The organism is Streptomyces sp. NPDC111802 (genome assembly GCF_055634335.1).
Window position 1 is genome coordinate 122,295 of record NZ_JBVKCZ010000017.1, and the last position, 15,753, is coordinate 138,047.

Consider the following 15,753-nt stretch of genomic DNA (forward strand, 5'->3'; position numbering starts at 1 on the left):
CTTCACGGTGTTGCCCTGCCCTTTCATCGTTGCCGTCCGCACATGGCCGTCCCGTCATGGGCGCCGCCAGGAGCGGAACGCCCTCAGGTGCTCCGGCGTGACGACGATCTCCAGACGTTGATCGTTCTGGTCGCCGCCGCCCAGCGCCGCCACCAGACGGCGGGCGGGGGTGTTGCGCGCGGTGCGTTCCGCCGTCAGGCGGACCTTGGCGCAGTGCAGTTCCTCGGCGCGGTCGGCGAGCCACCGCAGCAGGCGTTCCTCGACGCCCCGGCCGAGTGCGCGGCAGCTCATCAGCCAGGCCAGGACGTCGAGTTGGTCGCCCTCGTGGCGCAGGGCGACCAGGCCGATCTGGCCGTAGTCACCGAAGCGGTCACGGGCCGTTGCCGTCCACACCTCGCCCCTCTCGCGCCACCGGGTGACGTCGCCGCCGTCGGCGGAGCGGGCGTGGAGGGTGAACTGGTTGGTGCGGCGTACGAGTTGCTCCGCCCGTTGCACATCGGCATCGGACAGGGCCCGCACGTCGACCACCAGCTCCAGCTGCTCCAGGAACTCCTCGAAACTCGCCTGTTCCCGGACGGCGTCCCGCTCCCGCTCCTGCTCGTAGAACCGCGCGCGCAGCGCGTCCTCGGCCGTCGCCGCCGCGGGGACCAGCGGCCACAACCTCCCCAGGAACTCCTGCAGTTCGGCCGCCGGTGGGCAGGTCACCGACAGCACCTGCGGCAGCGCGGCGCGTGCCTTCGCGATCTCGGCCGGGTTGTCGTCGAGGAACAGGAAGCTGTCGAGCCCGAGGTTGAGTGTGCGCGCGGCCTCGGCCAGCCGGGCCGGCTTCGGGCCCCACTCCGCGGAGAGCACGCTGAAGTGCTCCGCCTTCAACAGGCTGTCCGGGCGGTCCAGTACGGCGCGGACGGTGTCCTCGTCGTTGTTGCTGACCAGCACCAGCAGCGCGCCCGCCGAGCGCCATCGCAGCAACCGGCGCGCCAGCAGGGCTCGCGGGCCGGTCAGGTCCACGGCCTCGGGGCCGATCTCGCCGGCCACGCCGCCCCACAGGGTCTCGTCGCCGTCGACCGCGATCACCTTCGGCGCCGGGCGCAGTACCGCCCGGACGGCCTCGGTGAGGCGCAGGGCCACGGCCGCCTGGAACTGCGGGCTGAACGGCAGGTGGGCCAGGCGTTCGGTGCGTTCGTCGAAGGGTTCTTCGACGGGGTGGTGACGGGTCCAGTCGTCGGGGCCGAGGACGGCGATGCCGGGCACCTCGGCCAGTTCGGCGGCGAGCTGCCGCTCCCACCTGCGGAGGCGGTCCTCGTGCTGTGCGGTGGGCAGGATGCCGACGATCAGCGGCTTGCGGGTGCGCTCGGCGACCGCGCGCAGGGCGGCCGGGTAGGCGGTGCGCAGTTCGGCCAGGAGCGTGTCGTCGACGGGGCCGAAGCGTTGCAGGTCGGTCGCCCGCAGCAGGACGACGCCCGCTGTCGTGGCCGGGTCGGCGAACACACCGGACGGGTCGCGCAGGCCGGCCAGCACATGGTGGTACGGGGCTTCCACGACGGTCGTCGCGCTGCCGTCGCGCACTGTCTCGTCGACCGCCGTCTCGCACATCAGCGGGAGGTTGCCGAGGGCGAACGTGGCGGCGAGGGCGAGCGTGCGGGGCGGCTCGGCTTCGGCCTGCTCGGGGACCGCCTCCGTCGCCCGCACGGGTCCCGCCGGATCGTCGGCCGTCTCCGCGAGCAGCCGCAGCAGGTCCTCCCCCAGTTCGGTGACCGTGGCCGCGTCCAGGATGTCGAGGTTGTGGTCGAGCCGGACCCGCCCGGCGTCCGGCGTCATCGTGATCATCAGGTCGAGGTCCGAGTAGCCGGTCCCCGCCGGCAGCACCTCAAGGCCGGTCAATTGCCCGGCTGCGCGCACGTAGTTGAAGTACACCTCCACCAGCGGCGCGTTCGCCCGGTACAGCCCCTGCTGGGCCAGCACCGGCAGCACGTCGGAGAACATGGCGCCCTTGGTGAGGACCCGCTCCAGGCGCCCGTCGGTGCGGCGCAGCACCTCCTCGATCCGCTCCCCCGGGTTCGCCTCGGCGGGGAAGGGCACCGGCACGCCGAAGAAGCCCACCGCGTCGTAGGCGTCGGCGTGGATGCGGGTGTCCACCGGCACGGCGAGGACGAAACGTTCACGCTCGCGCTTCCTGGCCAGGAGGACGGTCAGCGTGCCGAGGCAGAAGGCGGCGGGCGTCACGGCCAGTCGGCTCGCGGCGGCCGAGATCCGCTCCATCAGCCCGTCGGGGATCTGCACGGTGACGCTTCCGGCGCGGTACGAGCGGGTCCCCGGGCGCGGCCGGCTCAGGGTCAGGTCGAGGCGGGCGGCGCCCTGGAACGCGGCGCGCCAATCGGGGGCGTCGGCCCGGCCGTTCGCCTGCGCCTCGGTCCGCTGAGCCTGGATCAGCAGGTGGATGTCGCGGTTGGTGACGCTGTCGCCGAGCGTGGCCCCGGACAGCTCCGCGTCGATCTCGCCCGCTACGAGCAGCAGCGACTGGAGATCGCTGACGGCGTGGTGGGCGCCGTACACCAGGATCTGGCCGCGCTCGCCGCCGTCGAGCAGCTCGAATCGCCACAGGGGGGCGAACGCGAGGTCGAACGGTGGCTCCAGGAGTGCGCGCAGCCGGTCGGCAGCGTCGAGGGCGGTGCCCTCCGGCACGACCGTCCACCGCAGGAGCGGTGCCGGAAGCTCGCGGTCCACCCGCAGCTGCCGTCCGCCCTCGGTGGCGGTGACGACGGCGGTGCGCAGGGCCGCGTGCCGTGCGGTGAGGCGGGCGAGGATGCCGGTGAGCGCCTCGCGGGTGGTCGGTGCGGTGAGGCGCACCGCCAGGCCGACCGCGTGGGCCGCGTCCGGCATCCCGGGCGGGGCGCTGCGCAGGAGGCGTACGACGTCTCGGGTCGCGGGATGCGGTTCGACGGCCGGAACCTCGGTCGTGCGCTCCGGCTCCTCCCGCGCCGCGGTCTCCCGTTCGGGCAAGGCCGCGCCGAGGGCCTGGGCGAGGCCTCGGATGTCGGCGGCGGAGAAGACGGTGGCGGCGGGGAGTTCGACGCCGAGTTCGCGGGCGAAGGCGTTGCGCAGCCGCACGAGCATGAGGGAGTCGAGGCCGAGTTCCTTCAGGCCCGTGGTCGCGGACACCTGGACCGCGCCGCCGGAGACCTCGCCGACCCTGGCGCGCACGTACGCCTCGAGGCGTGCGGCCCGCTCGGTTTCGTCGGTGGCCGCGAACACCTTCTTGACAAGGTCGTCCGTGCCGGGCGTCCCGGTGGGGACGGTGATGAGGTCGGCCAGGATCGGGCGAGTGAGGGCGGCGTCGGGGTCGAGGGCCAGCATCTCCCAGTCCAGGGCCAGCGGGGCGAGCTGGCGGCGGGCCGTGGTCAGCACCCGCTCGAAGAGCTCACCGCCGTCCTGCGCGGAGAAGGCGACCAGGCCCGAGCGTGCCGTCTCGGTCTCGCGGGTGCCGGACTCGGCCACCATGCCGACGCCCGACCAGGCACCCCAGTCCAGGCTCAGCGCCCTGCGGTCCGAACGGGAGAGGTGATGCGCCCAGGCGTCGAGGAAGGCGTTCGCCGCTGAGTACGGGCTCTGTCCGGCCGAGCCGAGCAGACCGGCCGCCGACGCGAACAGCACCAAGTCCGCCGTGCCCGGGGTGAGTTCGGTGAGCAGGGCGGTGCCCAGGACCTTGGGGGCGAGAACGCGCAGGACGCGCTCGTCGGTCAGGTTGGCGATCGCGGCGTCGTCCAGGACACCGGCCGCGTGCACGACCCCGGTGATCGGGCCGAGTGCGTGGCGTACGGCGTCCAGGGCGGCCGTCAGGCCGGTGCGGTCGGCGACGTCCGCGCGGGCCAGGTGCACGGTCACGCCCCGCTCTTCCAGCCGCCGGATCCAGCCGAGGGCGTCCTCGGTGGGCTCGCCGCGGCTCATCAGGGCCAGCCGGCGGGCGCCACGGCTGACGAGCCGCTCGGCGACGACACGCCCGAGGCCACCCAGACCACCGGTGATCACGTACACGCCCTCCGGGGTGATCGTGCCGTGGCCGCCGTCGTCGGGGCGGGTGCGGGTGAGCCGGGGTACGAGTCGTCCGGCGCCGCGCAGCGCGACGAGCCGTTCGTCGTCGGCGTGCCGCAGCTGGGCCCACAGAGCGTCGGCGCCGTCTGTCGGCGGGAGGTCGACGAGGGTGGTCCGCAGCTCCGGGTACTCCTGCGCCACGGTGAGGCCGAAGCCCCAGGCGAGCGCCTGCTGAGGGTGCGTCACCTGCTCGCTGTCACCGGCCGCTTGGCTGCCCCGGGCGACGACGAAGAGACGCGGCGCCGAGCCTTGGGTCCGGTCGGCGAGTGTGCGCACCAGATGCAGGGTGCTCAGACAGCACAGCCGGGCGGCCTGCTCGGCCGTGTGGGCGTCCTCGATCGCGGGAGCGTCGAGAGCGGACAGCTGGACGACTTGTCCTGGACCTTCGCTCGCGAAGGCGTCGTCGAGCAGGCGGGCGAGATGCCGTGGGTCGGCCGGGTCGAGGACGTAGCGGCCCGGGCCCTCGACGCCGAACGACTCGCCCCTGCGGGCGATCACATACGGCGTCGAGTCGCCCAGCCGCGCGACGAGTTCGGCCGCCATCCCCGACTCGTCGGCCAGGATCAGCCAACTGCCCTGCGCGGGCGGCTCGTCGGCGACCGGACGGGGCTGCCAGCGGGTCTCGAAGAGCGCTCCGTCCAGGGGAGAGAGCGCTGCCAGCTCGAACTCCTGTGCTTCCAGGATCAGTTGGTCGTCTTCGTCGTACAGGTGAAGGTCCAGGGTGGCGATGTCGCCGGACACGGACCGCAGCTCACATGTGACCCACGCGGGGGTGGTGCGCAGCCCGGTGTGGCGCAGGCGCCGTACCCCGGCGGGCACGAACGCCCTGCCGTGCGGGGCGTCGCCGGGCAGCGCGGCGGTGTGGAAGGCGGCGTCGAGGACCGCCGGGTGGAGGAGATGACCGGCGGCGGGCGTGTCGGACAGCCGGGCCAGCCCAGCCGACTGGGTGCGGTGGCCCGACTCCAGGCCCCGGAAGGCGGGGCCGTATTCGATGCCGAGGGCCGCGAGACCGCCGTAGACGGCCGACAGGTCGACCGGCTCGGTGCAGCGTTCCCGCAGCGCGGCGAGCGGCTCGCCCGGGTCGGCCGTGGGTCCGGCCGGGGTGACGGCGATACGGCCGGCGACGTGGCGTTCCCAGCTCGCGCGCGGTCCACGTGCGGTGGGAGCCGAGGAGATGGCGAAGTCCCGGAAGCCGTCGGCGGCGGCGTGCAGGACCAGTTGCAGCCGGGTCGGCCGGGACTCGTCGAGGCGCAGCGGCTGGAGGAACCGCACATCGGCGAGTCGTACGTCGGCGGCGGCCTCGACGGCGTACGCGGCCTCCAGCGCCATGTCGAGGAAGGCGGCGCCGGGGAGCCATACCTCGCCGGTGACGCGGTGGTCGGTCAGATAGGCGAAGCGGCTGTCGCGCAGGTCGACTTCGCTCTGGAAGATGTGCCGGTCGGCTTCGTCGCTGGCCTCCACATGCGTGGCCAGCAGCGGTGAGGCGCCGGTCGCGGTGGCAGGTGCGGGGGTGAGCCAGTGGCGTTCGCGGGCGAAGGCGTAGGTCGGCAGGTCGACACGGCGGCCCGCCGGGAGGAGCGGCGTCCAGTCGGGCGTGTGGCCGGCCGTGTACAACTCCCCCAGCCTGCCGAGCAGTACGTCCCGACCACCGTGCCGGCGGCGCAGCGAGCCGATGCTGACCGCGTCGATTCCGGCCTCGGCGGCCACCGCCTCGATGGACGAGCCGAGGGAGGGGTGCGGGCTGAGCTCGACGAAGTAGCGGTAGCCGTCGTCCAGCATGCGGGTGATCGTGTCCGCGAAGCGGACCGGCTCGCTGAGGTTGGCGTACCAGTACCCAGGGTCCAGACGGTCCCCGGACACGGGCTCCGCCAGCACCGTCGAGTACAGCGGGGTCCCGGTGCGGATCCCCTGGATGCCGGAGAAGCGGTCGAGGAGCTCTTCGCGCAGCGGGGCCATCAGCGGGGTGTGCGAGGCGAACGGCGTCGACAGCGACCGGGCCTCGATCCCCTGCTCGTCGAGGCCGCGGCGCAGCTCGGCCAGCGCGTCACCTTCGCCGGAGACCGCGGTGGAGTGCGGGCTGTTGACGGCGGCGACGAACAGGCGGCCGGCGTAGGGGGCGAGCAGTTCCTCGACCCGGGGGCGCGGCAGGTCGAGGGAGAGCATGCCGCCCTTGCCCGCGACCGGTACGACCGCCTGGGCGCGCCCGGTCACCACCCGCACGGCGTCGTCCAGGCTGAGCGCGCCCGCGCTGTAGGCGGCGGCGATCTCGCCCAGGCTGTGCCCGGTCATGGCGTCCGGGGTGACGCCCAGCGAGCGCCAGGCGGCCGTCAGTGCCGCGTTCACCGCGAACAACGTCGGCTGCAGGTACTCGGTCCGCTCCAGCGGGGAGAACTCCTCCGGCGCCCGCAGCGCGTTGAGCACCGACCAGCCGACGTGCCGTTGCACGGCCTCGTCGATCCGTGTGAGCTCCGCGCGGAACGCCTCCGACTCCTCCATCAGATCCAGCCCCATGCCGGGCCACTGACCGCCATGACCGGCGTGGACGAAGGCGACCTTGCCCGTCTGCTCCTCCCGGAGCGGGGGCAGCAGGATACGTCCGGCCGCCAACTCACCCAGCACGGAACGCAGTTCGTCCCGGTCCCCGGACACGACCGCCGTGCGCCGCTCGAAGTGGCTGCGGTGGCGGGCCAGTGTGTGGGCGATGTCCGGCAGCGCGGCGGAGTCTTCGGCGAGGTGACGTGCCAGCGCGGCGGCCTGTCCGCGCAGGCCCGTCTCGCCGCGCCCGGACAGGACGAACAGGCTCTTGCCCGCGGGGGGTTCATCCGCGGGCTCGGACAGCAGGGGCTCGGCCTCCTCCACGATCACATGGGCGTTGGTGCCGCTGATCCCGAACGCGCTCACGCCCGCACGCCGCACCCGCCCCGCCGACGCGGGCCAGTCGGCCTCCTCCCGCAGCAGCCGCAGCCCGCTGTCCGCCCAGTCGACATGCCGGCTGGGCGTGTCGGCGTGCAGGGTGCGCGGCAGGGTCGCGTGGCGCAGCGACTGCACGACCTTGATCAGGCCGACCACACCCGAAGCGGCCTGTGTGTGCCCGACGTTGGACTTCAGTGAGCCGAGGTACAGCGGCGGTCCCTCGGCACGTGAGGCGCCGAAGACCTCCGCGAGGGCGTTCGCCTCGATCGGGTCGCCCAGCGTCGTGCCCGTGCCGTGTGCCTCGATGTAGTCGATGTCCTCGGGCCGCAGCCCGGACCGCGCGAGCGCGCGGCGGATCACCTGTTCCTGCGCGGGGCCGTTCGGCGCGGACAGCCCCTGGCTGCGGCCGTCCTGGTTGACGGCGGTACCGCGCAGTACGGCCAGGACCCGGTCGCCGTCGCGCCGGGCGTCGCTCAGTCGCTTCAGTACGACCATCCCGGCGCCCTCGGCCCAGATGGCGCCGTCGGCGGCGTCGGAGAAGGAGCGGCAACGACCTGTCGGGGACAGCCCCCGCAGCCGGCTGAACTCGACGAAGGTCTGCGGCGTGACCATCAGCGTGACACCGCCGGCCAGCGCCAGATCGCACTCGCCCGCGCGCAGCGCCTGCGCCGCCAGATGCACGGCCACCAGCGACGACGAGCAGGCGGTGTCCACGGTCATCGCGGGCCCGTTCAGCCCCAGCGTGTAAGCGAGCCGACCCGAGGCCACGCTCAGGGCGGAACCGGTGCCGACGTAGCCGTCGAGTTGGTCGAGCCGGGTGCCCGACAGGTAGTCGCTGCCGAACATGCCGACGTAGACGCCGGTCGTGCTGCCCGCCAGGTCGGCGGGGACGATTCCGGCGCGCTCCAGCGACTCCCAGGCCGTCTCCAGCAGCAGTCGCTGCTGTGGGTCCATGGCCGCCGCCTCCTTCGGGGTGATCCCGAAGAAGCCCGCGTCGAAGGACTCGATGTCGTCGAGGAAGCCACCCTCACGGGCGTAGGACTTGCCGAGCGCGTCCGGGTCGGGGTCGTACAGCGACTCGACGTCCCACCGCCCCGCCGGGAACGGGCCGACCGCGTCCCGGCCCTCCGCGACGAGGCGCCACAGGCCCTCGGGGTCGCCGACTCCGCCGGGCAGCCGGCAGGCCATGGCGACGAGAGCCACCGGCTCGTCCGAGGAGGGCGCGGGTGCGGGCGCGGCCTTGTGGCTCGTACGCGCCGTTGTCGCCAGGGCGTTGGTGAGCAGGTACTCGGCGAGGCGGGTCGGTGTGGGGTGGTCGAAGAGCAGTGTGGCGGGGAGCCTGGTGCCGATGCGGGCGCTGATGCGGTTGCGCAGGTCGACCGCCGCCACCGAGTCCATGCCGAGTTCGCGCAGCGGCTGGTCGGTGCGGACGGACTCCGCCGAGCGCAGCCCGAGCGCGTGCGCGGCCTCCTCGCGGACCAGGGCGAGGACACGTGCGGCGCGTTCGGGCTCCGGCAGCCGGGCCAGTCGGTCGGCGAGGGTGCGGCGGCCGGTCTGGTCGGGCTGGGGTGCGGGCAGCAGGGTGCGCCACAGGGCGTCCGTCGGTGCGGCGGTCCTCAGCCGGGGCAGGTCCAGCGCCCAGGCGACCAGGTGCGGGGCACCGCGTCCCAGGGACAGCTCGGTCAGTTCCCGGCCCTGCTCGGCGGTGAGGGCACGGTGGCCGAGGCGAGCCATCCGCTCCAGGTCGGCGTGCTCGGCGGCGAGCCCCTCCCCCGCCCAGGCGCCGAAGGACACGGAGACGCCGGGCAGGCCCAGGGCACGTCGATGGTGGGCGAGTTGGTCGAGGAAGGCGTTGGCGGCGGCGTAGTTGGCCTGGCCCGCGTTGCCGACGACTCCCGCGGCGGAGGAGACCAGCAGGAAGAGGTCGAGGGGGTGCTCGGCGGTGAGCCGGTGCAGGTGTGCGGCCCCGTCGACCTTGGGGCGCAGCACCTCGTCGAGGCGCTCGGCGCTCAGCTCCGCGACCACGCCGTCGGCGAGAACTCCGGCGCAGTGCACGACGCCGCGCAGGGGAGAGTCGTCGCCGAAGCGGTCCAGTACTGCCGCCACGGCCGCCGCGTCGGCGACATCGCACGCGACGACTTCGGCCTCGGCGCCGAGTGCGGTGAGTTCGGCGGTGGCGTCGGTCGCGCGTGGGTCGTCGGCTCCTTGGCGGGACGTCAACAGCAGGCGCGGGACGCCGTTCTCGGCGAGCATGCGGGCGAGGTGGCGGCCCACTGCGCCGAGTCCGCCGGTGATCAGCACAGTCCCGTCGGTGGGGATCTGCACGGGTCGCTCGGGCGGGGCGGGGCGGGCCCGCACGAGGCGCGGGGCCAGCAACTGGTCGCCGCGCAGGGCGAGTTCGGGCTCGTCGGCATACGCCGCGACGGTCGGCGGCGGCGCTTGGTCTCCGTCGAGGTCGAGCAGGGTCAGCCCGAGGCCGGGGTGTTCGGCACGGGCGCTGCGGACCAGGCCCCACAGCACCGACTGCGCGAGTCCGGGAACCGTGTCCCCGCTGGCTGCTGCGACTGCTCCACGGGTCACCCAGATGGTGCGCGCGGGTGCCTCGTCCGGCGGGAGCGCGATCAGCGCCTGCAACTCGGCGAGCGCCGTGGCCGCCAACTCATGGACCGCGGGAGCCAGTTCGGTGTCGGGCGTCGTCCGGGGCCAGAGCCGTACGACGGTGTCGGCGCGGTCGTCGGTTGCCTGGGCACTCGGCGCATCGCCGGTCTCGGCGGGCGTCCCCGGCACGGCCGTCCACGCCACTTCGTACAGGTGGCGCCCGTTCTGCGACCCGACGCTCAGGTCGGCCGGGTTCACGGCCCGCAGGCGTACGCCCTGCAGACGGCCCGCCGGGAAGCCGTCGGCGTCCCACAGGGTGACATCCAGCGTGAGGTCGGTGTCGGAGGTGCCCGTCCGGCGTACGGACGCGGTCAGGTCCGTCGCCCCGCCGGGCGGCAGGACGCAGCGGGCCACCGCGACAGGCAGCAGTACGCGCTGATCCGAAATGTCGAGGGCGGCGGCCACGTGGAGGGCGGCGTCCAGGAGTGCGGGGTGCACCGGGTAGGGGTCGGCCGTGTCGCGGGCCCCGGCCGGCAGCGAGAGTCGGGCCAGCAGGGTCCCGTCGCCGGTCGCGGCGGCCTGTCGTACGCCCTGGAATGCGGGACCGTAGCCGAGACCGAGCTCGGCCAGGCGCTGGTAGGTGTCCTCCGACCAGGCCTGTTCGGCTGTCTCGGGCCACATGGGTGGCTCGTCGGCCGGCAGGGCGGTGGGGTCGGCGGCGGACGCGGTGGCGTGCAGGGTCCAGTCCGTGGACTCCTGACCGCGCGGGCGGCTGTGGACCGTGATCTCCGATGCGGCCCCGGCCGTGAGCACCTCCACGGACACCTCGACCGTGCCGGTGGCGGGCAGGGTGAGGGGGGCCAGGAGGAGCAGGTCGGCGAGGTCGGCGGGGGTGTCGGGGCGGGCCACGGCGAGAGCGGCGCGGCACAGCTCCATCAGGGTGGTGCCCGAGACGACGGTCCGGCCGAAGACGGTGTGGTCGGGCAGCCAGTCGGCGGTGGCCGGGGACCACTCGCCGCGGAAGGTCCAGCGGGTCTCGTCGGCCGACTGGAGCTGGATCCCGAGCAGCGGGTGCGCGGCGCGGTCGAAGATACCGGGGGTGGTGGCGGAGGCGGCGGGCTCGATCCAGTGGCGCTGTTCGTCCCAGGCGTACGTCGGCAGGTCCGCCGGTGCCGTGTGCGGGACCAGGCGGCGCCAGTCGATGCGCCGGCCGTGGACGTGGAGTTCGGCGGCGGCGCGGTCCAGACAGGCGGAGCCGTCCTCTTCGCGGCGCAGGGATCCGACCGCGACCAGGTCCTCGTCGATGGTGCGCAGGGCGGTCAGCAGCGACGGGTGGGGGGCGAGTTCGACGAAGTGGCGGTAGCCGTCGGCGGCCATGCGTTCGACGGTGGGCGCGAAGCGGACGGGCTCGCGCAGGTTGGTGAACCAGTAGTCGGCTTCGAGTTCCTCGGTGACCGGTTCGGTCGTGACCGTGGAGTACCAGGCGACGGAGGTGGGGTAGGTGGTGACTCCGTCGAGTTCGTCGAGGATCGTGGCGCGGACCGGCTCGACCTGGGCGCTGTGGGAGGCGTAGTCGACGTCGAGGCGGCGGACGAAGACCTGTTGCCGTTCGAGTTCGGCGAGCAGGGCCTCCACCGCGTCCACGGCACCGGCGATCACGGTCGAGCGGCCGCTGTTGACGGCGGCGACGCCGATCTCGCCGCCGTGGTGGGCGAGTTGTGCCTCGACGTCGGTGTGCGGCAGGGCCACGACGGCCATGGTGCCGGTGCCGGACAGCTCGGTCAGGGCCTGGCTGCGCAGGGCCACCACCGCCGCCGCGTCGTTGAGGCTGAGCGCCCCGGCGACGCATGCCGCGGCGACCTCGCCCTGGCTGTGTCCGACGACCGCGTCCGGCCGTACGCCACGAGCGCGCCACGTCGCGGCCAGCGACACCATCACGGCGAAGAGCACCGGCTGGACGACATCGACACGGTCCAGGCTCGGAGCGCCCGCGTCGCCGCGCAGGACGGAGGTCACCGACCAGTCGGTGAAGGGGCGCAGGGCGGCGTCGCAGCGGTCGAGTTCATCGGCGAACACCGGGTCGCGGTCGAGCAGATCGCGTGCCATGCCGGGCCACTGGGATCCCTGGCCGGGGAAGACGAACGCCACCTTGCCCGCGGGGCGGGTCTGTTGCGGGCCGATCGTCAGGTCGGTGTCCGGCCGGTCCTCGGCGAGTGCGCGCAGGGCGGTGAGCAGTTCGTCGCGGTCGCCGGCCTGGACGACGGCTCGGTGCTCGAAGTGGGTGCGGTGATGGGTGAGCGTCGCCGCCACTTCGGGGAGCGGCACCTTGGGTCGCTGTTCCAGGGTTTGGAGCAGGCGACCGGCCTGGCCGCGAAGTGCGGGGAGGGTGCGGGCGGAGAGCGGGAAGAGGGTCGGGCCGGGGAGGTCGCCGGGCGGCTGCGGCTGGTCCTCGGGCGTGGCGGGGGCCGACGGCGGAGCCTGCTCCAGCACCACGTGGGCGTTGGTGCCGCTGATCCCGAAGGCGCTCACCCCTGCGCGCCGTACCCGCTCGGGGTCCTCGGGCCAGGCCTGTGCCTCGTGCAGTACGCGCAGCCCGCTGTGCTCCCAGTCGATGTGCTCGGTGGGGGTCTCGGCGTGCAGGGACGCCGGTATGCGTTCGTGGGCGAGGGCCAGCACGGTCTTGATGACGCCGGCGATGCCGGCGGCGGCCTGGGTGTGGCCGATGTTGGACTTCAGGGAGCCGACGCCGAGGGGGCGGTCGACGGGACGGTCGGGTCCGAAGACGGCGGCCAGGGCGCGGCCCTCGATGGGGTCGCCCAGCCGGGTGCCGGTGCCGTGCGCCTCGATGTGGTCCAGGTCGTGCGGCCTGAGCCCGGCCGCGTCGAGGGCGGCGCGCAGGACGCGTTCCTGGGCGGGGCCGTTGGGGGCGCTCAGTCCCTGGCTGCGGCCGTCCTGGTTGATCGCCGAACCCTTGACGACCGCGAGGATCCGGTCGCCGTCCCGGCGCGCGTCGGCGAGCCGCTTGAGCAGCACCACTCCGCAGCCCTCGGCCCACACCACCCCGTCGGCGTCCGCCGAGAAGGGGCTGCACCGCCCGGACGGCGACAGCCCGCGCAGCCTGCTGAACTCCACATGCCCACGCGGGGTCACCAGCAGCGTCGCGCCGCCCGCCAGCGCGAGGTCGCACTCACCGGCCGCCAGCGCCCGCGCCGCCAGATGCAGCGCGACCAGGGAGGACGAGCACGCGGTGTCGACCGTGACCGCCGGGCCCTGAAGGCCGAGGGTGTAGGCGATACGGCCCGACGCCACACTGGACGCCGAGCCCGTGCCGACGTGCCCGTCGAGCTGGTCCAGCGCGGCCGAGGCCAGGTAGCCGCTGTCGTAGAGGCCGATGTAGACGCCCGTGGAGCTGCCGTTCAGCGTCTCCGGGACGATCCCGGCACGTTCTATCGCCTCCCAGCCGGTCTGCAGCAGCAGCCGTTGCTGGGGGTCCATGGCGGCGGCCTCGCGCGGCGAGATCCCGAAGAAGGCCGCGTCGAAACGGTCGATCGCGGAGAGATAGCCGCCGTGCAGGGAGTACGCCTTGCCGGTGGCCTCCGGATCGGGGTCGTGCAGCCCCTGGGTGTCCCAGCGGCCCGCCGGCACCTCGGTGATGGCGTCCTCGCCCTGGGCGAGCAGCCGCCACAGTGCCTCCGGGCTGTCGACGCCGCCGGGGAATCGGCAGGCCATGGAGATGATCGCGATGTCGTCCTCGGCCCGCACCGGAGAGCCGCCCGGCGAAGGGACCTCGGGCGATGCGGGCGCGGGAGGCTCGGCGAACACCGCCTCGGCCAGCGCCGCGATCGTGGGGTGGTTGAAGACCAGGGACGGGTCCAGGCTCCGGCCGGTCGACGCGGACAGCTCGGCGGCCAGGGTCACCAACTGCCGTGATCCAACACCGAATTCGGCGATCGGCCGGTCCGGGTCGACGGTCAGCGGGTCGAGCCCGGCCGCCTCGGCGACGGCCGACTCCAGCCAGGCCCGCACGCCCTCCGGGGTGGTGAGGGACGGCTCGGGGGACTGCTTCGTGGACTCGTGCGCAGGCATCTGGAACAGGTGTCCTCGTGGATTCGGGCAAAGGGCGGGGCGGCGGTACGACCCGTGGCCGGCGGCCGTACGACCCGTCGGGCTCGGGGCCGTCCGGCCGTGGGGCTCACGTCGGCGTGGCGGCCCGGCCGTCGCGGTCGTCGCGGTCGTCGTACGGCGCATTCGGCGGCGTACGACGACCGGCGGGACGGTGTCAGCTCAGGGTGGGTTCGGTGACCACGGCGAGGGTGCCGTCCAGATAGGCGGCCCGGGTGGCTCGGCGCTGGATCTTGCCGCTGGACGTCTTGGGAATGGTGCCCGGCCGGACCAGGACGACATCGCGCACGGACAGGCCGTGGGCGTCGCCGATGCCGCTGCGGATGACGTCGATGATCTTCTCCGCCTCGGACGCGGCGTCCGGGGCGATCTCGGCGACGACGACGGGCTGTTCGCCGCCCGCTCCCTGGTGGTCCCCCTCGACGGAGAACGCGGCGGTGCAGCCGGGGCGCAGCTCCGGGTGGGCCATCTCGGCGGTCAGTTCCAGGTCCTGCGGGTAGTGGTTGCGGCCGTCGATGACGATGAGGTCCTTCAGACGGCCGGTGACGAACAGTTCGCCGTCGCGCAGGAATCCGAGGTCGCCGGTGCGCAGGAAGCGGCCTTCGTGGCCGGCCAGGGTGGCGCGGAAGGTCTCGCGGGTGGCGAGGGCGTTGCGCCAGTAGCCCTTGGCGACGCTCGCGCCGCGCACCCAGATCTCGCCGGTCTCGCCCTCGGGCAGCTCCTCGTGCCGTTCGGGGTCGGCGATGGCGACGGTGACGTCGGGGCCGGGGCGGCCGGAGCTGACCGCCGCGGCGTCGGCCTGGCCGGCGTGCGGACCGGCTTCGGAGGCCTGGAGCAGGGTGGGCGGGGTGTGGACCGCGCTGCCGGTGACGATCAGGGTGGCCTCGGCGAGGCCGTAGCAGGGGTAGAGGGCCTCGCGGCGGAAGCCGGCCGGGGCGAAGGTGTCGGTGAAGCGTCGCAGGGTGGCGGCGCGTACCGGTTCGGCGCCGTTGAAGGCGACCTTCCAGCTGCTGAGGTCGAGTCCGTCGAGGAACCCGGGGGTGGCGTGCTTGAGGCAGAGCTCGTACGCGAAGTTCGGGCCGCCGCTGGTGTGCGGACGGTAGCGGCTGATCGCGGTCAGCCAGCGCTGGGGCCGCTGGAGGAAGTGCAGCGGCGAGAAGAAGGTGGCGGTGGCGCCCAGGTGGACGGTGTTGAGGACGGGGCCTATGAGGCCCATGTCGTGGTACACGGGGAGCCAGCTGACGAACATCTCGTGCCCGTACTCGGCCATGACCTCGGGTGTGTGGCCCATGCGCTCGGTGATGACCCGCTCGTTGTCCAGCAGGTTCCCATGGGTGACCATCACGCCGCGCGGGGCCGAGGTGGAACCGGAGGTGTACTGGAGGAAGGCGACGGAGTCGGCGGTGAGGTCGGGCTCGCGCCAGGAGGCGGCCGCCTCGTCGGGGATGTCCTCGGTGGCGACGCGGGTCAGGTCGGCGAGCTCGGGCAGGTGCTCCGCCGGGCCGGCCAGGGCCGCGATCACCTCGCGACCGCCCAGGATCACCTTGGCGTCGGCGTCGGCGATCAGCCGCTTCATCCGGGTCAGGGCGCGGTGGTTCTGCGCGCGGCCCTGCGGCGGGACGCCCGGCACGGCGACGACTCCGGCCGCGAGACAGCCGAGGTAGGCGCTGATGAACTCCAGGCCCGGCGGGTACAGCAGCATGGCGCGGGATCCGGCGAGGCCGCGCTCCTGGAGCCAGCCGGCGACGGCGCGGGACCGGTCGGCGAGACGGGCGTAGGAGATCTCCTGGATCTCGCCGTCGCAGTCGCCGGTGGCGAGGTAACGGTAGGCGGTTCGGTCGGGGTGGTGGGCGGCGTGCTGGAACAGCAGATCGACCAGGGATCGAACCATGTTGCGAGTCTCACCTGTCTGCATCGATGGGCGACGAACTGGAGTTCGAGGGTGAGGCGCTGAATGCGCAGGACGCCTTGGTCGGTCCGGCCCCCTTGCCCGACCTCCGTCGTGACGATCCACCGAGGTGTCACGGCACC

2 protein-coding genes are annotated in these 15,753 nt (G+C 73.7%); both read right to left on the reverse strand.

What is annotated here, in order from left to right; genetic code table 11:
- Window positions 1-54 precede the first annotated feature (54 nt).
- Entirely contained in the window at window positions 55-13,686 is a 13,632-nt protein-coding gene (locus ACZ7NC_RS20620; protein ID WP_471490143.1) for an SDR family NAD(P)-dependent oxidoreductase, read from the reverse strand.
- A 193-nt stretch (window positions 13,687-13,879) separates the two neighbouring features.
- Complete coding sequence (locus tag ACZ7NC_RS20625; protein WP_471490145.1) at window positions 13,880-15,613, reverse strand: fatty acyl-AMP ligase; 1,734 nt, start codon at window positions 15,611-15,613, stop codon at window positions 13,880-13,882.
- Window positions 15,614-15,753 lie beyond the last annotated feature (140 nt).